General features: G+C 46.4%; 23 protein-coding genes. 18 read left to right on the top strand and 5 right to left on the bottom strand.

Annotation, left to right across the window (positions count from 1 at the left end):
• The first annotated feature begins 6 nt into the window (after nucleotides 1–6).
• Nucleotides 7–1,632 (top strand): MFS transporter, encoded by a 1,626-nt coding sequence (locus tag NSQ39_RS14320; RefSeq protein WP_175076813.1) that lies wholly within the window; start codon nucleotides 7–9, stop codon nucleotides 1,630–1,632.
• Between the two features lies 1 nt (nucleotide 1,633).
• Nucleotides 1,634–2,266 carry an HlyD family secretion protein gene (locus NSQ39_RS14315; protein ID WP_175076812.1) on the top strand — a complete coding sequence of 211 codons (633 nt, stop codon included), beginning with the start codon at nucleotides 1,634–1,636 and terminating at the stop codon, nucleotides 2,264–2,266.
• Nucleotides 2,267–2,323: 57 nt separating this feature from the next.
• Here the strand turns inward: NSQ39_RS14315 and NSQ39_RS14310 are convergent, their stop codons facing one another.
• Nucleotides 2,324–3,124: an NAD kinase gene (locus NSQ39_RS14310; RefSeq protein ID WP_046130832.1), complete on the bottom strand. Its 801-nt coding sequence runs from the start codon at nucleotides 3,122–3,124 to the stop codon at nucleotides 2,324–2,326.
• 187 nt (nucleotides 3,125–3,311) lie between these two features.
• Between NSQ39_RS14310 and sppA the strand changes: the two genes are divergently transcribed.
• The 15 genes from sppA (at nucleotide 3,312) to NSQ39_RS14235 (ending at nucleotide 16,595) form a co-directional block, all read left to right on the top strand.
• Nucleotides 3,312–4,319: a signal peptide peptidase SppA gene (sppA, locus tag NSQ39_RS14305; RefSeq protein WP_046130833.1), complete on the top strand. Its 1,008-nt coding sequence runs from the start codon at nucleotides 3,312–3,314 to the stop codon at nucleotides 4,317–4,319.
• 15 nt (nucleotides 4,320–4,334) lie between these two features.
• The gene (locus tag NSQ39_RS14300; protein WP_046130834.1) at nucleotides 4,335–4,850 is read left to right on the top strand and encodes an RDD family protein; all 516 of its coding nucleotides are present in this window, start codon (nucleotides 4,335–4,337) and stop codon (nucleotides 4,848–4,850) included.
• A gap of 118 nt (nucleotides 4,851–4,968) precedes the next feature.
• A complete protein-coding gene (locus NSQ39_RS14295; RefSeq protein ID WP_046129683.1) occupies nucleotides 4,969–5,652 on the top strand; it encodes a DUF2953 domain-containing protein in 684 nt (227 codons plus the stop codon).
• 12 nt (nucleotides 5,653–5,664) lie between these two features.
• Nucleotides 5,665–6,117 (top strand): GerW family sporulation protein, encoded by a 453-nt coding sequence (ytfJ, locus tag NSQ39_RS14290; RefSeq protein ID WP_046129682.1) that lies wholly within the window; start codon nucleotides 5,665–5,667, stop codon nucleotides 6,115–6,117.
• A 125-nt stretch (nucleotides 6,118–6,242) separates the two neighbouring features.
• Nucleotides 6,243–6,746, top strand: a complete 504-nt coding sequence (gene tpx / locus NSQ39_RS14285; protein WP_046129681.1) for a thiol peroxidase — start codon at nucleotides 6,243–6,245, stop codon at nucleotides 6,744–6,746.
• 82 nt (nucleotides 6,747–6,828) lie between these two features.
• Nucleotides 6,829–7,815, top strand: a complete 987-nt coding sequence (locus NSQ39_RS14280; protein WP_046129680.1) for a class I SAM-dependent methyltransferase — start codon at nucleotides 6,829–6,831, stop codon at nucleotides 7,813–7,815.
• 225 nt (nucleotides 7,816–8,040) lie between these two features.
• On the top strand, nucleotides 8,041–9,228 hold the full coding sequence (locus tag NSQ39_RS14275) for an acetate kinase (RefSeq protein ID WP_046129679.1): 1,188 nt from the start codon (nucleotides 8,041–8,043) through the stop codon (nucleotides 9,226–9,228).
• Nucleotides 9,229–9,331: 103 nt separating this feature from the next.
• A complete protein-coding gene (locus NSQ39_RS14270; RefSeq protein ID WP_046129678.1) occupies nucleotides 9,332–9,856 on the top strand; it encodes a MogA/MoaB family molybdenum cofactor biosynthesis protein in 525 nt (174 codons plus the stop codon).
• 171 nt (nucleotides 9,857–10,027) lie between these two features.
• On the top strand, nucleotides 10,028–11,239 hold the full coding sequence (locus tag NSQ39_RS14265) for an argininosuccinate synthase (protein ID WP_046129677.1): 1,212 nt from the start codon (nucleotides 10,028–10,030) through the stop codon (nucleotides 11,237–11,239).
• Nucleotides 11,236–12,615 carry an argininosuccinate lyase gene (argH, locus tag NSQ39_RS14260; RefSeq protein WP_341015574.1) on the top strand — a complete coding sequence of 460 codons (1,380 nt, stop codon included), beginning with the start codon at nucleotides 11,236–11,238 and terminating at the stop codon, nucleotides 12,613–12,615. The genes NSQ39_RS14265 and argH overlap by 4 nt, the downstream gene beginning before the upstream one ends.
• A 76-nt stretch (nucleotides 12,616–12,691) precedes the next feature.
• A complete protein-coding gene (locus NSQ39_RS14255; protein WP_164918170.1) occupies nucleotides 12,692–12,832 on the top strand; it encodes a hypothetical protein in 141 nt (46 codons plus the stop codon).
• Nucleotides 12,833–13,006: 174 nt separating this feature from the next.
• Nucleotides 13,007–13,768, top strand: coding sequence for an SDR family oxidoreductase (locus tag NSQ39_RS14250; RefSeq protein WP_046129675.1), 762 nt, complete (start codon nucleotides 13,007–13,009; stop codon nucleotides 13,766–13,768).
• 43 nt (nucleotides 13,769–13,811) lie between these two features.
• Nucleotides 13,812–14,501, top strand: a complete 690-nt coding sequence (locus tag NSQ39_RS14245; protein WP_175076805.1) for a metal-dependent hydrolase — start codon at nucleotides 13,812–13,814, stop codon at nucleotides 14,499–14,501.
• Between the two features lie 100 nt (nucleotides 14,502–14,601).
• Nucleotides 14,602–15,153: a PadR family transcriptional regulator gene (locus NSQ39_RS14240; protein WP_175076804.1), complete on the top strand. Its 552-nt coding sequence runs from the start codon at nucleotides 14,602–14,604 to the stop codon at nucleotides 15,151–15,153.
• Between the two features lie 119 nt (nucleotides 15,154–15,272).
• Nucleotides 15,273–16,595 (top strand): CBS domain-containing protein, encoded by a 1,323-nt coding sequence (locus tag NSQ39_RS14235; RefSeq protein ID WP_175076803.1) that lies wholly within the window; start codon nucleotides 15,273–15,275, stop codon nucleotides 16,593–16,595.
• A gap of 21 nt (nucleotides 16,596–16,616) precedes the next feature.
• Here the strand turns inward: NSQ39_RS14235 and NSQ39_RS14230 are convergent, their stop codons facing one another.
• Nucleotides 16,617–16,919 (bottom strand): YtpI family protein, encoded by a 303-nt coding sequence (locus NSQ39_RS14230; protein ID WP_046129671.1) that lies wholly within the window; start codon nucleotides 16,917–16,919, stop codon nucleotides 16,617–16,619.
• A gap of 147 nt (nucleotides 16,920–17,066) precedes the next feature.
• Between NSQ39_RS14230 and NSQ39_RS14225 the strand changes: the two genes are divergently transcribed.
• Complete coding sequence (locus tag NSQ39_RS14225) at nucleotides 17,067–18,008, top strand: DHH family phosphoesterase (protein WP_175076802.1); 942 nt, start codon at nucleotides 17,067–17,069, stop codon at nucleotides 18,006–18,008.
• A gap of 124 nt (nucleotides 18,009–18,132) precedes the next feature.
• Here NSQ39_RS14225 and NSQ39_RS14220 read toward each other — a convergent pair whose 3' ends face one another.
• From NSQ39_RS14220 to NSQ39_RS14210, 3 genes are all read right to left on the bottom strand, one after another.
• Nucleotides 18,133–18,312 (bottom strand): hypothetical protein, encoded by a 180-nt coding sequence (locus tag NSQ39_RS14220; protein WP_046129669.1) that lies wholly within the window; start codon nucleotides 18,310–18,312, stop codon nucleotides 18,133–18,135.
• 110 nt (nucleotides 18,313–18,422) lie between these two features.
• A complete protein-coding gene (gene ytrI / locus NSQ39_RS14215) occupies nucleotides 18,423–18,926 on the bottom strand; it encodes a sporulation membrane protein YtrI (RefSeq protein ID WP_046129668.1) in 504 nt (167 codons plus the stop codon).
• Nucleotides 18,923–19,264, bottom strand: a complete 342-nt coding sequence (locus NSQ39_RS14210; protein ID WP_046129667.1) for a YtrH family sporulation protein — start codon at nucleotides 19,262–19,264, stop codon at nucleotides 18,923–18,925. The genes ytrI and NSQ39_RS14210 overlap by 4 nt, the downstream gene beginning before the upstream one ends.
• Nucleotides 19,265–19,370: the final 106 nt, after the last annotated feature.

Genomic DNA, 19,370 nt, shown 5'->3' with positions numbered 1-19,370 from the left:
ACGGATATGAATCATTCCGATGCTGCTGAACGGGATGCTAAAAACAGCATTCCGAAATATTTAATTATAACGGTATTAACGATATGTTCGATCGGACCGCAATACTTTCTCAATCTTTCATACACCTTGAACCAAATCGTCATACAAAACGGACTTCATTTGACGTCCCGCGATATGCTGATGCCTTCGATTTTGTCAAATCTCGCTTTTGCCCTCGGGGTGCCGCTTGGACGCGTTTTTTCAAAAAGGTACGGGATCAGGTCCATCTATCTGACCTTTGTCTTCGTTTTTTTATGCGGTTCGCTTATTGATGTTTTCTCAATCGGATTAATTTCCCTTATGGCTGGAAGGACGATTCAAGGCTTAAGCGCGGGAATGTTATTTTTGACGATTTTGCCTGTTAAATTGGTTTCATTCCCGAACAAGATCAGAAATCTGTTTTTATTTTTTGTGATCAGCGGCTTGTTCGGTTCATCTGCTGTCGGTGCTTTTTTCGGCTCTTTATCGCTGAGTTATGATGCATGGCGATGGGTATATGTGATCAATATTATATTTCCGGTTCTTTGTCTGGCTGTCGGGTTTTGGACGCTGCCGAAACAAAAACCGGATCAGCGCGAAAAGCAGCCGATTGATAAGACCGGTGTATTTTTGCTGACCCTTCTGATGTCGGTGCTGGCGTTTCCGCTCATTCACCTGCAGGAAGAAGGCTTTTCATCTGTTTATGTATGGCCTTTCTTTATTGGTGCATTCATTTTACTCATCCTGTTTTTTATAACCGATTGGCGCGCAGAGTTTCCTTTGGTGCCATTTCATTCATTATGGTCTGCGAAATCGGTTTCGGGAACGATCATGGCAGTAGCCTCCCATATTGCACTGATCGTCGCCCTGGCCGGAATCAACGGTTTTCTGCAAAACATTGCCGATGTTTCATTTGCATACCTCTCATGGTTTTATATTTGGTTTTTCATCGGCATTTTGACAACTGCCGTATTCAGCACATTGCTTTATGACAGGCTTGGCGCCGGGGTGCTCGGCTGTATCGGCTCGCTTGCGATGATTGCGGTCGGCCTCTCATGGAGAACGGTCGAACCGGAAGTTTCGATGCATACCCTGTATATTCATGCGGCTTGCCTTGGAGGCTGCGTCAGCATGGTATTGGTATCAGGAGCTTTGGGAACGGCGCTTGCAGGCGATATTCATAAAGCCTCAAACCGTTCGGTCTCGCTTCATTTCATTCGGAATTTCGCCGGCGCGGCGGCAGCGCCTGTGCTCGGCTGGTTTGCATCAATGAAAAACGCCGTCCATTATGAAACGATCAGGGATCAAGTCAGCGGGGCCGATCCGGAAATTCAACTGGAATTATCCAAATTGATCCACCGCTTTATGAATAGCGGACTTCCGTTAGGAGAGGCGAAACATACGGCGGCTTATACCGTAGCGGCAAACGCAAAAAAAGCGTCCGCCCTCGGTGCCTATCACGACCTTTTTACGATTTTGCTCTGGCTTGGCGTGATCATGCTGGCTGCTTCAATTGGAAAAGCGGCTACAGGAAAAGGAAGATCGCTCGTTCAAAAAAAGAAACGGCTTCATCTTCCTGATCCAAACATACATCAACATAAGGAGATGGGTTAGAATGAGCAAAGGACGTTTCATCATCACCAATATGATTGGAGTGATCATCATTTTGGCGCTTCTTGCAGGAGGCGGGTATTATTACTATCAAAATCACAACTACGTGACGACAGATGAAGCAACAGTATATGCTGATATGACGAATGTGACGGCTCCGGCATCCGGAACGCTAAAAGGCTGGAAAGCTAAAGAAGGAGACGATGTATCCCGCGGTCAAAATTTGGGGGAAGTATTCGATGGTCAACAGCCGGTTCCCGTCGATTCTCTTTCAGAGGGAAAACTGATTAAAAACAACGCCGTCAATCATCAATCCGTTCAGGCGGGGGAGGTCATCGGCCAAACCGCCGACATGGACCATCTGTATATTATTGCAAACATTAAAGAAACCGAACTGCACGAAATTGAAAAAGGGGATAAAGTGAATATTACCGTTGACGGTGATCAGGACACAACATTCGAAGGGGAAGTGAAGGACATCGCCAAAGCGACAAACTCTGCATTTTCAATGTTGCCGGAGAATACGAGCGGAAACTATACAAAAGTGACTGAGAAAGTGCAGGTTAAGATCTCTATCGATCATCCTTCTTCAAACGTGCTTCCCGGCATGAATGAAGAAGTTAAAATTTCGATATAACCAAAAATAGGCAGGTGCTTGGCACCCGCCTATTTCATCTTGAAAAGGCTTCCAATATTAAAGAAATGTACGCTTTACTTTTTCCCAGAATGAATTGTCTTTCAGCTTGACGGTTTTCATGACTTTTTCGGACAGGCTGACCTCAACCTTTTTTACATTCATCGTGCTGAATGCTTCGTTATCAAGGCCGATGATCGGATAATCGTTGCCGTCCTGGGCGATTTTAAGCGTCAGCTTACGATCGGCGCTTAGGATAAACGGCGAACCGAGCGTCCTGTAGGTGTTGTTGTTTAATGAAGCGAGCTCAGTCACCTGTATGCATGGAAGCAACGGATCGACAACCGCTCCTTCGACAGATTTATTATAAGCCGTGCTTCCCGTCGGGGTGGATACAATCATTCCGTCCCCGCGGAATGTTTCAAAGTGAAGATCGTCAATATATACATCCATCACAAACGTTTTAATAATGCTTGAGCGGATGGATACCTCGTTCAGACAGTGAAATCGGTTCGTCCCGTCAACCGTCACATCGATGAGCGGGTATTTTCTGACTTCGATTTGTTCCGAGTTTGTCGCTTCGATCATTTTATCTGTATCATGAATATTAAAATCAGCGTAAAGGTGAGCCTTCCCCTTTTTGGCTACCCCTACATACAGACAGTCATCCCTGAAATTCGTTTTTCGCACCGCCTGCAAAAAAGTACCATCGCCGCCGATACTTGCGATAATGTTGGCTTGCCGATGATCGTCGACGACTTGAAATCCGTGTTCTTTGGCAAGCTGCTTCAGCATATTGCACTGTTCATCTGTTTCCGCATTTTGTTTGTAAAAGAAATAAATGTTCCGGCGGTCTGTCACAACCATTCTCCCCTTTGTTTGTGAAATTTAGATTTCTCTGCCATCTAACATATGTGTTAAAATGACCTGTGACCCTAGTTTACCATGTCCTCAGGAGTTTGTTGTATATGAAGCGTCATCATATCGAACTTTTTCTCTTCGTATACGTACTATGACATGCAACATTTTTTTAAAAGGAGGAGAACAAATGAATCCTAAAAGGTGGATAGCGCTCGTGATCGCAGTGGGTATTTTCGGCGTTTCTTTGATCATGAGCCTGATTTTGACGGTATTTGAAAGTTTCAGCGATGACAGCAAGATGCAGTTTGGCCTTACTGACGGCCAGGAAGAAACGGTTTTGGAAAACGGGAGCGGTTCAAATAAAATCGCAGTCCTGGAAGTGGATGGAACGATTCAAGACAATGGCGATGGCTCAAGCCTTCTCGGTTCTGACGGATACAACCACAGATCGTTTTTAAAAATGCTGGAGAGGGCGAAAGATGATTCTGCGGTTAAAGGGATCATTTTACGCGTGAATTCTCCGGGAGGCGGGGTATACGAAAGCGCTGAAATACATAAGAAACTCGAAGAAATCAAAAAGGATGCGAAAAAGCCGATTTACGTATCAATGGGTTCGATGGCGGCGTCCGGAGGCTATTACATTTCCACCCCGGCAGATAAGATTTTCGCGGCGCCCGACACCCTGACAGGCTCTCTCGGGGTCATTATGGAAGGCATGAATTACAGCAAGCTTGCCGAAAAGCTTGGATTGAAAACGGAAACGATCAAAAGCGGAGAATATAAAGACATCATGTCTCCGACGCGCGATATGACGAAGAAAGAGCGTGAGATCATGCAGTCCATGGTCAACGATTCTTATGAAGGCTTCGTTGACGTAATTTCAGAAGGGCGCAATTTATCAAAAGCCGATGTGAAAAAAATCGCCGATGGACGGGTTTATGACGGACGGCAGGCGAAAAAGCTGCATTTGGTCGATGAACTCGGCTACTACGAAGATGCAGTAAAAGCAATGAAAAAAGACCATAAAGATTTGGCTAAGGCGTCCGTTGTCAGCTACAAAGAATCGACAGGCCTTTCATCGCTCCTTTCGATGAGCGCGAACAAAATATTTAAAAGCGAAGCTGACTTTTTGAATATTAAAGAAGCCATTTCGCAATCCGGCGCGCCGAGACTGATGTATCTTTACGCTAAATAGGAGGGGGACCGAAAAATGGATGTGACTTATGATGGAAAGGATCATAACGAAATATCTGCGCCCGCTGACGTTTCTCAAGCCAAATCGGCCCCGCCTTTGGAGCATGCATACGCCGGTTTTTGGGTCAGGTTTTGGGCGTTTCTGCTTGACGGGATTGTGATCGGCAGTATCAACCGCCTGCTCGTATCTCCTGTTTTCAGTTTGCTTCATTTGCCGAAAGAAACAGGGCTTTTCACTTTTTCGCTGTATTCGATTACGTCGGCCGTCGTGTTTTTTGCCTATTTTGCCATTATGACGAAGTTTTTCAAACAGACATTGGGCAAAATGGTATTCGGACTCAAGGTAGTTTCACTTGTTCCTGAAAAAGGGCTTACCTGGGATGTGGTCCTGTTCAGGGAAGTTATCGGCCGCTATATCAACAGCGTGTATATCACCTATCTCATTGTCGGTTTTACGCCGAAGAAACAAGGAATCCACGATTATTTTGCCGACACCGCGGTGATTCACGAAAAGCTGTTTCGGAAAAAGTAAATAAACCATTCAGGAGCCCGGCACCCAGACTGCCGGGCTTTCCTGAGCCATGGCGATCTTCCACGTTTATTTTTTTTGCGTTTATCCCATAATGCCTAGTATAAGAGGAAGTGAAAACATGGTTTACATATGGATAGCAGCCGCCATATCTTTGCTTGCGGCTGTTTGGTTTATGAAAATCCGCGTTTCAATCGAATATGTTCATACACATGACGACGACCGGCTGACCGTTAAGATTCGGACGCTTTTCGGCCTCCTTCATATCAAAAGGGAAATCCCTATGATCAAGGTCAATCAAAAAGATATGACCATTGATGTAAAGGAGCGGATGAGCACTGCTGTCAGCAAAGATAAAAAGAAGCGGAAAGTCGGGTTCAAAGACGTGCTCAAAAGTATGCGGCAGATCAAAAACCTTGTCGAACAAATCCGCAATCTTCAGCCGGTCATCCGCAAATTCATGAAGCGCATACATGTAACAAAGCTTGAGTGGACGTCAGTTCTCGGGCTTCCCGACGCGGCTTTGACCGGTATTGCAACGGGCGGTGCCTGGTCCGTCAAATCCGCCTCGATGGCTATGTTGGACAGGTTTTTAAGTTTTGACCGTCGCCCTGAGTATCAGGTGATTCCCGTTTTTAACAGCCCGTCCTCCAAAACGCACCTGACATGTATATTCCATTTTCGCGTTGGACATGCTATAACCGCAGCTTTCAGAATCGTGGTTAATTGGAAAGGGAACATGCGCGGCTTGTTTAAGCTGCCGAAACATCTGTCAGGTTCAACAAAGAAAGACTCATCTGTATAGGAGGAATGGAGTATGGCTGAACATCCAATTCAAGGTTTGATGAAAACCGCCATGGAAAATTTAAAAGAAATGATCGATGTTAATACCATTATCGGAGATCCTGTAGAAACACCTGACGGCAGTGTCATTTTAACCGTCTCCAGAGTAGGCTTTGGATTTGCCGCCGGCGGAAGCGAATTCAGCGGCGCGAAACCTGCGGAATCGAAAGCAAGCGACGGTGAACGGGAACGAAAAGAAGCGAAGCTTCCGTTTGGCGGAGGGAGCGGCGGAGGTGTATCGATCACACCGATTGCGTTTTTGATTGTCGGCACATCAGGCGTAAGAATCCTCCATTTGGATGAAAACACGCACGTCATTGACAAGATTTTAGATTCAGCCCCGCAAACGATCGAGCGGATCCAGCAAATATTTAAGAAAAACGATAAGCAAAAACAAAAAATGAATCAAAAAGATATGCCATTATAAAACAACGCTCTGAAAGTTAACTGTTTTTAGAAGCAGTTAACTTTTTTTCGTCTCAAACTTAAGCTTTGCAGTTTGGCTCAAACTCTTTTATAGTAGAGTCATACATAAGTGAAGGAGGAATAATGATGGCTTCAATAACATTTAAAGGAAACCCTGTAACATTGGTTGGTTCCGAAGTACGCGTCGGCGATCAAGCTCCTGATTTTACGGTGCTTTCCAATTCGCTGGAGGAAGTGACGCTTCAAGACATCAAAGGCACACCTGCGATTATTTCAGTTATACCATCCATTGATACGGGAGTTTGCGACGCACAGACCCGCCGTTTTAACGAAGAAGCCGCAAGCCTCGGTTCAGTGAAAGTGTACACGATCAGCGCGGACCTTCCGTTTGCGCAGGCGCGCTGGTGCGGATCGAACGGAATTGAAAATGTGGAAACATTGTCAGATCACCGGGAGATGTCATTCGGGGAAGCATTCGGCGTCTATATTAAGGAACTGAGATTGCTCGCCCGCGCCGTATTTGTTTTAGACGAAAACGGAAAAGTCGTTTACACTGAGTATGTAAGTGAAGCGACAAATCATCCGGATTACGAAAAAGCGATTGAAGCTGCAAAGTCGCTTGCAAAGTAAAAAGTACGTTAGAAAGGGCTCCAGGTGAACAACTCCCGGAGCTCTTTTCATGGCTTTACATTTTCATAAGGAGAGACATTGCATGCAAAACAACCAAGTAGAAACGATATACGGATGGCTTGATGATGGAGCGAACATCATCGCCCGCGACCGGGAGATTCCATACATAGAAGCGTTGGCAGATGCCGGAGAAGCGTACTTTCTGGGAGAAGCAAGCCGCACGTTGACAGAAGCGGGCGAACAAAAGATGAAAGAGCTGATCGAAAAAGCGGATTTTTCTCGATGCAGCCACGAATCTATACGAAAAGCCTTTCAGCTTGCGATTCTCAAAGGGCTGAAAAATATCCCGCATCCGAACCGGCAAATGACTCCGGATACGATCGGTTTGTTTATCGGATATCTCGTCAATAAGTTCATGGGCCGGAAAAAAGGACTCACCCTTTTCGATCCGGCAGTCGGCACAGGAAACCTTCTGCTTGCCGTATTGAACCAGCTTGCGGAAACACCCGGCAAAGCCTTCGGTTCCGAGATTGATGATGTACTGATCAAACTCGCCTACGTTCAAGCGAATCTCCAGCGAAAAGAAATTGAATTGTTCAACCAGGACAGCCTGCAGCCCGTTTTTATGGACCCTGTCGATGCGGTCATCTGCGATCTTCCCGTCGGATATTATCCGGATGATGAAAGCGCGCGGTCGTTCCGTCTGAAAGCCGATGAAGGCCACTCTTTTTCGCATCATCTGTTCATCGAACAAAGCCTGACATATACAAAACCGGGCGGATATTTATTTTTCATGATACCGAACCATTTGTTTGAAAGCAGCCAAAGCGAACAGCTCCGGACCTTTTTAAAGGACACCGCGCACATCAATGCAGTCCTTCAGCTGCCGCTTTCGATATTTAAAGATGAAGCACACGCAAAAAGCATCCTTGTGCTGCAAAAGCAGGGGGAAGGGGCAAAAGCGCCGAAACATGTGCTGCTTGCCGAACTTCCGTCCTTCTCCAACAAAGAAGCGATGCTGAAGATGACCGCAAAACTTGACAATTGGTTTAAACAGGAAAAAAGCTAAAACAGTCAGAGATGGGATTCTCTGGCTGTATATTTATTTTCAGAAAATAATAAAATCTCTTTGAAAGCGTTAACAATCAGAATCGTACTTGAAAAGGATTCTTTTGAATGTTTAAATGAAAAAGGCAGATATTTTTTGAATTTACTATGAACGAATTATACATATTTTTTATGATCCGGGTTGAACATAAAATAACCGGACTCTAGGTAAAAAGGAGCGTCATTTATGTCCAAAATTATCGCAATCAATGCTGGAAGCTCATCATTAAAATTTCAGCTTTTCGAAATGCCCAGCGAAAAAGTATTAACAAAAGGTTTAGTCGAACGGATCGGGCTGGATAACGGCATTTTTACGATCTCTTTCGACGATCAAAAAAAGAGTGAAACAACAGACATTCCGGATCATTCCGTAGCGGTAAAAATGCTGCTCGGCAAACTGACGGAATACGGCATCATTAAAGACTTAAACGAAATCAACGGCATCGGCCACCGCGTCGTCCACGGAGGCGAAAAGTTCAACGATTCGGTTCTTCTTACAGACGAAACGATTCGCGAAATTGAAGAAATTTCCGATTTGGCGCCGCTTCACAATCCGGCTAACATCGTCGGAATCCAAGCGTTTAAAGAAGTTCTTCCAAACGTTCCGGCCGTAGCCGTTTTTGATACGGCTTTCCATCAGACGATGCCTGAACAGTCATATTTATACAGTCTGCCTTATGAATATTATGAAAAATACGGCATTCGCAAATACGGTTTCCACGGTACGTCTCATAAGTACGTAACAGAGCGCGCTGCTGAGCTTCTCGGACGTCCGCTTGAGGAATTGCGCCTGATTTCCTGCCATTTAGGAAACGGAGCAAGCATCGCTGCTGTTGAAGGCGGCAAATCGATCGACACGTCAATGGGCTTCACTCCGCTTGCAGGCGTGGCGATGGGAACGCGGTCCGGAAACATCGACCCTGCCCTGATCCCATTCATCATGGAGAAAACGGGACAGACTGTTGACGAAGTGGTCAACACGCTTAATAAAAAGAGCGGTCTCTTGGGGATTTCCGGTTTCTCAAGCGATTTGCGCGATATTCAAGATGCTGCCAAAGAAGGCAATGAGCGCGCGGAAACGGCTCTTCAAATCTTTGCAAGCCGCATCCATAAATACATCGGCTCTTATGCAGCAAGAATGAGCGGCGTTGACGCGATCATTTTCACTGCCGGCATCGGTGAGAACAGCGTTGAAGTAAGAGAACGCGTTCTTCGCGGTCTTGAGTTCATGGGCGTGTATTGGGACCCTGCTTTAAATAATGTCCGCGGCAAAGAAGCGTTTATCAGCTATCCGCATTCTCCGGTAAAAGTGCTGATCGTTCCGACGAACGAAGAAGTCATGATTGCAAGAGACGTTGTCAGACTTGCAAACTAAATACAGCCTTCCCCCCAGGCCAGGGGGAAGGTTTTTTTATATGTTTCAAAAAAGCTTTCTCCTTTATAATGAAAAAGATCGCTAAAAAGGAGGCGGATGTAATATGAGTGTCGAAGAACACAAAAAAGAAGCGCCCGACTGCGTGTCCTGCAAGGTGATCACGGTCAGCGACACAAGAACGGAAGATACGGACAAAAGCGGCCGGCTGATGAAAGAGTTTTTGACAGATGCCGGCCACGAAATTGTTTCCTATGAGATCGTGAAAGACGAAAAGGAAGAGATTCAGGCGGCGGTGCTTGAAGGATGCCGCGATGATCGCGTTGAAGCGGTACTGTTAAACGGAGGGACAGGCATTGCAGCGAGAGATGTGACGATCGAATCGATTGCACCGCTTTTTTCGAAGGAGATTTCCGGCTTCGGAGAAATCTTCCGGATGCTGAGCTATACCGAGGATATCGGATCAAGCGCGATTCTTTCCAGAGCATCAGCCGGCGTCATTCAAAACAAAGCCGTATTTGCGACACCGGGCTCAAGCGGAGCGGTCAAGCTTGCGATGGCAAAACTGATTGTTCCGGAGCTTGCCCACGTGATCAGGGAATTGAGAAAAGACATACAGAACCTGTGGTGAATATGCTGAATACTGACGAAACTTCATTCATAAAAAATGAATGAAGTTTTTTTTATAAAAAGGTTGAAAAAACGAGACTTCCTTGATAAAGTGTATACATATTAAGTGTATTTTTATTAAATAAAATTTATTTTTATACAAAAGACACCGATGTGAGGGGAGTTTTTCAAAATGACGGAAAAGAAAAAAGTGGTTTTAGCATATTCAGGAGGTCTTGATACTTCTGTTGCGATAAAATGGCTGCAAGAGCAGGGGTACGATGTTGTTGCCTGCTGCCTTGACGTCGGCGAAGGCAAGGATCTCGCGTTTGTTCAGCAAAAGGCGCTTCAAGTGGGTGCAGTCAATTCTTACATGATTGATGCAAAAGAAGAGTTTGCCCGGGAGTTTGCGCTGGTCGCCCTGCAGGCCCACACGATGTATGAAGGCAAATACCCGCTGGTGTCAGCCCTTTCAAGACCGCTGATCGCCAAGAAGCTTGTAGAAGTCGCCGAAAAAGAAAACGCAGTCGCCGTCGCTCACGGATGCACCGGCAAAGGAAATGACCAGGTCCGCTTTGAAGTTTCCATTAAATCGCTGAACCCGAATCTCGAGGTTCTCGCTCCCGTACGCGAATGGAAATGGTCGCGGGACGAAGAGATCGCATACGCGGAAAAGCACGGCATTCCGATTCCGATCAATTTAGACAGTCCGTATTCAATCGACCAAAACCTGTGGGGCAGAAGCAATGAATGCGGCATCCTTGAAGACCCTTGGGCAGCGCCGCCTGAAGGAGCGTATGACTTAACAAAGCCGCTTGAAAAAACGCCTGATGTGCCGGCTGTTGTCGAAATTGCTTTTGAACAAGGCGTTCCGGTATCGATTGACGGTGTGTCTTATACCCTCTCGGATTTGATTTTAAAGCTGAACGAGTTGGCGGGGGAACACGGCGTCGGCCGGATCGACCATGTTGAGAACCGCCTGGTCGGCATCAAGTCCCGCGAAGTTTATGAATGCCCGGGAGCCGTGACGCTGTTGAAAGCGCACAAAGAGCTTGAAGATCTGACATTGGTGAAAGAAGTCGCCCACTTTAAGCCGCTGGTCGAACAAAAAATGGCTGAAGTCATTTACAACGGCCTTTGGTTTTCACCGCTGAAAGACGCCCTTTCCGCTTTCCTGAAGGAAACGCAAAAGCACGTAACAGGCGTCGTCCGCGTCAAGCTGTTTAAAGGCCATGCAATCGTGGAAGGCCGAAAATCCGATTATTCCCTTTACGACGAAAAATTGGCGACATACACAAAAGACGATGCATTTGACCATCACGCGGCAGTCGGTTTTATCGAACTGTGGGGGCTGCCGACAAAAGTAAACAGTATCGTCAAACAGAAGGAGAAGGTTAAAGCATGAAAAAGCTTTGGGGAGGCCGGTTCCAAAAAACACCGGAAAAATGGGTCGATGAGTTCGGAGCATCGATCCACTTTGACAAAACGCTTGTAAAAGAAGATATCTCAGGGTCACTCGCCCATGCTTCCATGCTGAAAAAGTGCGGCATATTGACAGAGGAGGAAGCGGAAAAAATAAAAGAAGGCCTCACATCTCTTTGGCATAAAGCCGAAAAAAACGAGCTCGATTTTTCCGTCGATTATGAGGACATTCATTTAAATATTGAAAAGATGCTCATCGATGAAATCGGACCGCTCGGCGGCAAGCTTCATACGGCGAGAAGCCGAAACGACCAGGTTGCAACCGACATGCACCTTTATTTAAAGGAGCACACCGAACACATCCTCGATTTGATCGCGGCTTTTCAAGGCGTGCTCGTCGAAAAAGCGGAAGAACACGTCGGGACGATTTTGCCCGGCTACACGCATTTGCAGCGGGCACAGCCGATTTCGTTCGCCCATCATCTGCTCGCTTATTTTTGGATGCTTGAACGCGATAAAGAGCGCTACCGCGATTCGCTGAAGCGGATCAATACATCACCGCTCGGATGCGGGGCGCTCGCGGGGACGACTTTTCCGATCGACCGCGAATATTCCGCAGAGCTGCTCGGATTTGATTCGATTTATGAAAACAGCCTTGACGGCGTCAGCGACAGGGATTTCATCCTTGAATTTTTAAGCGCAAGCAGCATTCTGATGATGCATCTGTCGCGTTTTTCTGAAGAAATCATCCTTTGGTGTTCACAGGAATTTAAGTTTATCGAGCTTGATGACACATACGCGACAGGCAGCAGCATGATGCCGCAAAAGAAAAATCCGGACATGGCGGAATTGATCCGCGGAAAAACCGGACGCGTGTACGGCAGTCTGATCGGCCTGTTAACGATTATGAAAGGCCTTCCTTTAGCTTACAATAAAGATTTGCAGGAAGATAAAGAAGGCATGTTTGACACGGTCAAAACGGTAGAAGGAAGCCTGGAGATCTTCGCCGGCATGATCAAAACAATGACCGTCAATCAAAACATGATGAAAAAAGCAACCGAGCAGGACTTCTCAAACGCAACCGAGCTGGCCGATTATCTAGCAAAAAAAGGAATGCCGTTCAGAGATGCGCACGAAGTCGTCGGAAAGCTCGTCTATACGTGTATTGAAAAAGGGATTTACCTCAGCGGCCTTCCGTTTGAAGAATTCCAAAAGGCGAGCGGCCTGTTTGAAGAGGACGTATATGTCGTGCTCGATCCGCACCATGCCGTCGAAAAAAGGATGAGCGAAGGCGGCACCGGCTTCAAAAAGGTTGAGGAAGCCCTGCAGAAAGCAAAGCAAAAATTGAACAATTTTTAACACTTCGCGATTCGATTCATAACTGAGAAAGCTCAGACGCAAACTACACGTATGAATCGAAAAGAGGGGTGTGGGAATGAAGCAGGATAAGCTAAAACAGGCTTACATGTACGATGCTGACGGGGAAAAGGAAACCGTCCAGCAAATATCTGATGCTTATTTCAGCGGCTTTGTGAGTTATGATGCCGAACAGCCGTCTGATCAAGACGAACAATAGAACCCTTTCGATAAAGCTGGAGCCTGATGGCTTCAGTTTTGTTATTATGATATTGCAAAAATTGCCGGTGCTCAACATGTGATATCCTCCCGATTTTGTAGTAAAGTATAGATAGAAAAGAATATCATGCCAATGATGGTGAATACAGAGAACCAATGCTTGGGAGGGAAAGATGTGCGCCATGCGTTAATTACAGCCGGCTCAAAAGGTTTAGGGCGTAAAGTGACAGAAGCGCTGCTCGAAAAAGGATATTCCGTGACGGTGAACTACAGACGGGATGAAGAAGCTGTCAAGCGCCTGAAAACCGAATGGCGGTCTTGCCTTGACCGATTGCAGTTTGTAAAGGGAGATGTCACGAAAAAGGAAGATTTGCATCACATGGTGAATGCGGCTCTCGAGCGGTTCGGAACAATCGATCTGCTGATTAACAATGCCGGCCCATACATATTTGAGCGGAAGAAGCTTGCCGATTATACTGATGATGAATGGTATGAGATGCTTGAAGGAAATTTGAGCGCCGTCTTCCATCTGTTTAAAGCGGTCGTTCCGGTCATGAGACGCCAGCAGTTTGGACGCATCATCACATACGGATTTCAAGGGGCTGACCATGCTCCGGGCTGGCTGCACCGTTCAGCTTTTGGAGCGGCGAAAGTCGGACTTGCCTCCCTTACCAAAACGATCGCCATCGAAGAAGCGGGCTCAGGCATTACAGCAAACATGGTCTGTCCGGGCAACATCGTCGGGGACATGAAAGAATCCTCGATCACAGACGCCCGTGCTTCCCTTGATCGGGAAACGCCGATTGGCAGATCGGGAACCGGAGAAGACATCGCAAGGATCATTGCATTCCTCTGTGACGAAAATTCGGACTACATCACGGGAACGGTTATTGAAGCAACAGGCGGCCTGAACGTGATTAACCGTCACTCTCACTAAAAAAGTTTTGTTTCATAAAAAACATGAAATTGGGGTGGATATGATGAAAGTGACATACCATGGTCATTCGGTCATTACAGTTGAAACAGAAAATCACCATTTAATTTTTGATCCGTTTCTTTCCGGCAATCCTTTAACAGACTTAAAACCTGAAAATGTTAAAGCAGACGCCATCCTGCTGACGCACGGCCACAGCGACCATGTCGGCGACACCGTGGAAATCGCCAAGCGAAACGACGCGCTTGTCGTCGCTCCGAACGAGCTTGCGGTTTACCTCGGATGGAAAGGCTTGAATGTACATCCGATGCACATCGGCGGTTCGCACCAGTTTGATTTTGGAAAAGTGAAGCTGACACAGGCATTCCACGGCTCCGCTTATACGGAAGAAGACAATCAAAAAATCGTTTATACCGGAATGCCGGCGGGGATCTTGCTGACTGTTGAAGGTAAAACGATTTTTCATGCGGGAGACACGGGTCTGTTTTCAGATATGAAGCTCATCGGCGAGTTAAACCACATCGACCTCGCATTCTTGCCGATCGGCGACAATTTTACAATGGGACCTGAAGATGCAAAACTGGCTGCGGAATGGCTTAGAGCCAAACAGGTTGTTCCCGTTCATTACTCGACGTTCCCGGTCATCGAACAGGATCCGTACGCCTTTGCCGACAGCCTGCCGGGCGGCGTCGGGAAAGTGCTGGAAGTCGGCGAATCGATCGAATTGAAATCATGAAGGCAGCATGGGGCCCCTTGATCGGGCTCCTTTTTTGTATGTAAATCAAAACATGTGCAGCATGATATAATATCATCACGATATACTTTGGAGGATAAACATGAGGGTACTGAAATACGCAATTTTGGGTCTCTTGGATAAAGGCAGTCTGAGCGGCTATGATATGACGAGCCATTTTAAAGCAGAACTTGGCCAATTCTGGAGCGCGAAGCACAGCCAGATTTACCCCGAGCTGAAAAAGCTTACAGATGAGGGGTTCATCGAATTTGAAACGGTTATACAAGGGGCGAAATTGGAAAAAAAGGTATATTCCATAACAGCCGCCGGAAAACGGGAGCTTCATGAATGGCTGACGGCATATCAGCCGGTTCCTAACACGGTGAAAGATGAATTTATGCTGAAAGCCTATTTCATTTCGGCGATGGAGCCTGGTGAAGCAGAAGGCCTTTTTGCCGACCAGCTCGCCAAACGGAAGCAGAAGGCCGCTTTTTTAAAGGAAAGGCTTGAAAAGCTGAAACAGGAAGCCGGACCGGAGATTTCCTTTCAGTCCCCGCACTTTGGCCACTACCTTGTCCTGACGAGGGCGCTCGAACGGGAAAATGGCTATTGCAACTGGCTAAAGAAGGCGCTGGAGCTGATGAAGCGTAGATGACGGCGGCCATGGGCCCATGAATAGCGTATTTTTATTTTGCGCGGGCCGGATTGCGGCAAAAACGTCCAAGCATTTATAATAAAACCATATCTTGCAGTCAGAGGATGAAGGTGAAACGATTGGCGACAAAACACGAACAGATCTTAAAATATATTGATTCCTTGTCCGTCGGTGAAAAAATTTCCGTCAGGCGGATTGCCAAAGAAATGAAAGTGAGCGAAGGGACGGCTTACAGAGCGATCAAAGAAGCGGAAAACAAAGGCTTCGTCAGCACGATCGAGAGGGTCGGGACGATCAGGATCGAGCAGAAGAAAAAAGAAAATATTGAAAAGCTGACATACGCCGAAGTGGTCAACGTCATCGACGGACACGTACTCGGCGGCAAAGCAGGGCTTCATAAAACGCTGAATAAGTTCGTCATCGGAGCGATGGAGCTCGATGCGATGATGAGATACACCGGAGCCGGCAACCTTTTGATCGTCGGGAACCGGATCGATGCGCACCGCCAGGCGCTTGAAGCCGGCGCCGCTGTTTTGGTAACGGGCGGGTTTGATACCGAACCGTCGATCCTTGAGCTTGCCGACAGGCTTGAGCTTCCGGTCATGTCGACGAGCTATGACACCTTTACCGTCGCAGCCATGATCAACAGGGCGATCTACGATCAGCTCATTAAAAAAGAGGTTGTGCTTGTTGAAGATATATTGACCCCGCTTGAAAAAACAGTCTGCTTATCCCCTCATGAAAGGCTCGAAAGATGGTACGAAAAGAATTTTGAAACGGGCCACGGGCGCTTTCCGGTCGTTGACGACCAGATGAAAATCCACGGCATTTTGACGTCAAAGGATGTTGCAGGATATGACCGCTCCGTGCTTATCGAGAAAGTCATGACGAAAAATCCGATTACGGTCGTCGGCAAAACGTCCGTAGCCTCGGCAGCGCAGATGATGGTCTGGGAAGGAATCGAAGTGCTGCCGGTGGTAGACGAGCGGCAGAAGCTGATCGGCATGATCAGCAGGCAGGATGTGCTAAAAGCGCTGCAAATGATTCAAAAACAGCCGCAAGTCGGTGAAAAACTCGATGATATCGTCACAGGCGGATTCAAGGAATCAGACATTGACAAGCAGAATCCTTCCCCCGTTTATCAATATGAGGTCACACCGCAGATGACAAACCATTTGGGAACGATCTCATACGGTGTATTCACGACAATATTGACCGAAGCGGCAAACCGCGTTTTGCGGTCGCGCAAAAAGGGTGATCTTGTCATCGAAAGCATGACGATTTATTTTTTAAAGCCCGTGCAAATGGAGTCTGTCCTTGAGATTAAGCCGCACATCCTGGAAGCGGGAAGAAAGTTCGGAAAAATGGATATTGAAGTTTTTCATCAGGGAGCTCTCGTCGGCAAAGCGATGATGATGGTACAGCTCATGGAAAGAAGCTAAAGGGATCCGGCCGGATGCCGCTCAAGCGTTTTCCCTCTCGTTTTCCTTTGCGAGCAAAGGGACATAATGTTTATAAGCCCTGTATCCGGCCCACATGCTTCCGATTCCGGTCAGAACGAAAACGACCCCGATGGCAGCGCTTAAAGCGCCCCTGTTTAAAAAGAGCTGATTCAGTCCGAAGAACATAATAAAAAGGCCTAAAGACATGCTCGATTTAGCGGACAGGTATTCTTTCAAAAGGGCCCTTTTTGTTCTTACATATTGAATCTTGTAATACACATAAACAATCGCTGAAACCACAATGAAAAAAACAAAAAACGGCATATTCGACATCCTCCATTGTAAGTTTTACAAACCCATTGTATACATAAACGGGTTTGCTTTCTACAATAAAAAGTCATGACTTTCACTTTCCACCAACTACAGTTTATGATTTAATGGTTAAAAATAAATGTAAAGAAGGGGCACGGCATGAAAAAAGAAATCATCAGAACCATATCATTATATGACACTATCATTATACATAGACATGTGAGGCCTGATCCTGATGCCTACGGATCCCAGTGCGGCCTTACGGAAATCTTGAAAGCAACCTATCCCGAAAAAAATATTTTTGCGGTGGGGACGCCAGAGCCGTCTTTGTCATTTTTATATACGCCGGAAACAATCGAAGACTCCGTCTACGAAAATGCCCTTGTCATCGTTTGCGATACGGCAAATCAGGAAAGAATTTCAGACTCCCGCTACAATATGGGCGCAAAGCTGATTAAAATCGACCACCATCCGAACGAAGACCGGTACGGCGATCTGATCTGGGTCGATACGGATGCAAGCTCAACGAGCGAAATGATTTATGAATTGTATTTGGCCGGGAAAGAAGCGGGATGGAAGCTTCCGGTCAAAGGGGCCGAGCTGATTTATGCAGGCATCGTCGGCGATACAGGGCGTTTTCTGTTTCCGAACACGACCAAGAAGACATTGAAATATGCGAGCGAGCTCATCGAATATCCTTTCTCGTCTCAGGAACTTTTTAATCAATTGTATGAGACAAAGCTGAATGTTGTGAGGCTGAACGGATACATTTATCAAAATGTTTCATTGACGGAAAACGGCGTTGCCTCTGTGCACATTACAGAAGACATATTAAAGCAGTACAATATTACGCCGTCTGAAGCATCGCAGCTCGTCAGCACGCTTGGCAATATTTCCGGAATTAAGGCATGGGTGTTTTTCGTCGAGGAGGCCGATCAAATCAGGGTAAGGCTGCGGTCGAAGGGGCCGATTGTAAATGAAGTCGCGAAAAAATACAACGGCGGAGGCCATCCTCTGGCGGCCGGCGCTTCCATTTACGACTGGAAAGATGCCGAACGCGTCATTGCCGACTTGGAGCACATATGTAAAGAACAAAAATAAGAGGGGATACCCTCTTTTTTTGTGCTGTCTGAATGGTAGCGTTTGCATTTGCAGACAAACAAAACAACGCACATCGCCGGTTTTCATGCGTGTTCATCATGCGGGCGGCCCTCCGTGATTTCGCCTATTCGGGTATAAACCAAGATCCGAAATCCGTCACATCTTCATATACGCTGATGTTTTGTGCCTTTAATTCTTTTTTGATAAGGGACGCGAGAATATCAGTTTCCGCATAAGCCGAATAGCCCAGCTTAATCCGGTTGACTTTATCTCTTGCCAGCTGATGGTAACTGTAAATGTACATTCTGCTTTCCTCCCTTTTTCGATTGTCATCATATCATGTAATGACAGTTTAAAATAAAAAATGGAAAAAAGCGACGAAAGTCTTTAAATAGTTAAAAAAAATCCATATTTTTATTCGGAAAAAGAAATTTTGATCTCGACGGAAAGCCTCGTATAAATCGTCAGCTCCGTAACCTTTGCTTTGTAGGTTTTATCGTTGATCGTGTACACTTTGTTTTCAATCGTCCGTTTCAGAAGCTCCCTCGTTCTGTAAACACTTTCGATGTCCTTCGTAATGACGTCGGAAATATTATCTTTAATATTCTCTTCAACATTCATCTGGTCAGGCTGGGACAGCTTGTATTGCTTGGCGTTTACAAGCTTGACGTCAACGCTTTGGATCAACAGCTTTCTTTTGTTGTCTTCATTCAGTTTATGGAGATCCTCCCGGTAAATGTCGATTTGTTTATTCAAATCCGTGATTCGTTCCTTCTGCTGGCGTATCATGATAACCTGTTTCTCCTGGAATGTGCCGTACGTAAACAGGAATACGAGCCAGCTGATTACTGCTCCGCACATGATTCCCGCGAAAAAACGCTGCCAGCCCGGCTTTTTATGATAAGGAGGGACCCTCATGATGAAATATGCTCCTGTGTGAGCCAGTTGATGATCAGAAATCCCGTCTGCGCTCCTCCCATTGCCGAAAGGATCAGAAGAAGCTGCTTCACGATGTCTCTCGTATTGCCTTCGATGATGCCTCGTTCAAAGCTGTAGACCGCATCGAACGTACCGCCGATTGCGGCCACCAATGCCCAGATCTTAAGACGGTTTGCAAGACTCGTAATAATCGTTAAAGGCGGCTGGCCTGACAAATAAGCGCCGATTCCGCCGATTAATGCACCGCCGAGAAGAACGCCGAGCGCGATAAAGTAGCAGCTGATAAAGTTTGGAAAAAAAGGCTGTTCCGGGTCCATTTCGATCACCTCACCTTTTAACACTATATGGACAATGTAAGACAAGTATGAATGATACGGGGAGAAAGAACATTTGTTTCTAATTCATTCACATCATATAATGAAA

The sequence above is a fragment of the Bacillus sp. FSL W8-0848 genome, assembly GCF_038007805.1.
GTDB classification, from domain to species: Bacteria; Bacillota; Bacilli; order Bacillales; family Bacillaceae; genus Bacillus; species Bacillus glycinifermentans.
Note: the sequence above shows the minus strand (reverse complement) of the source record. Positions and strands in the feature narration are given on the sequence as shown.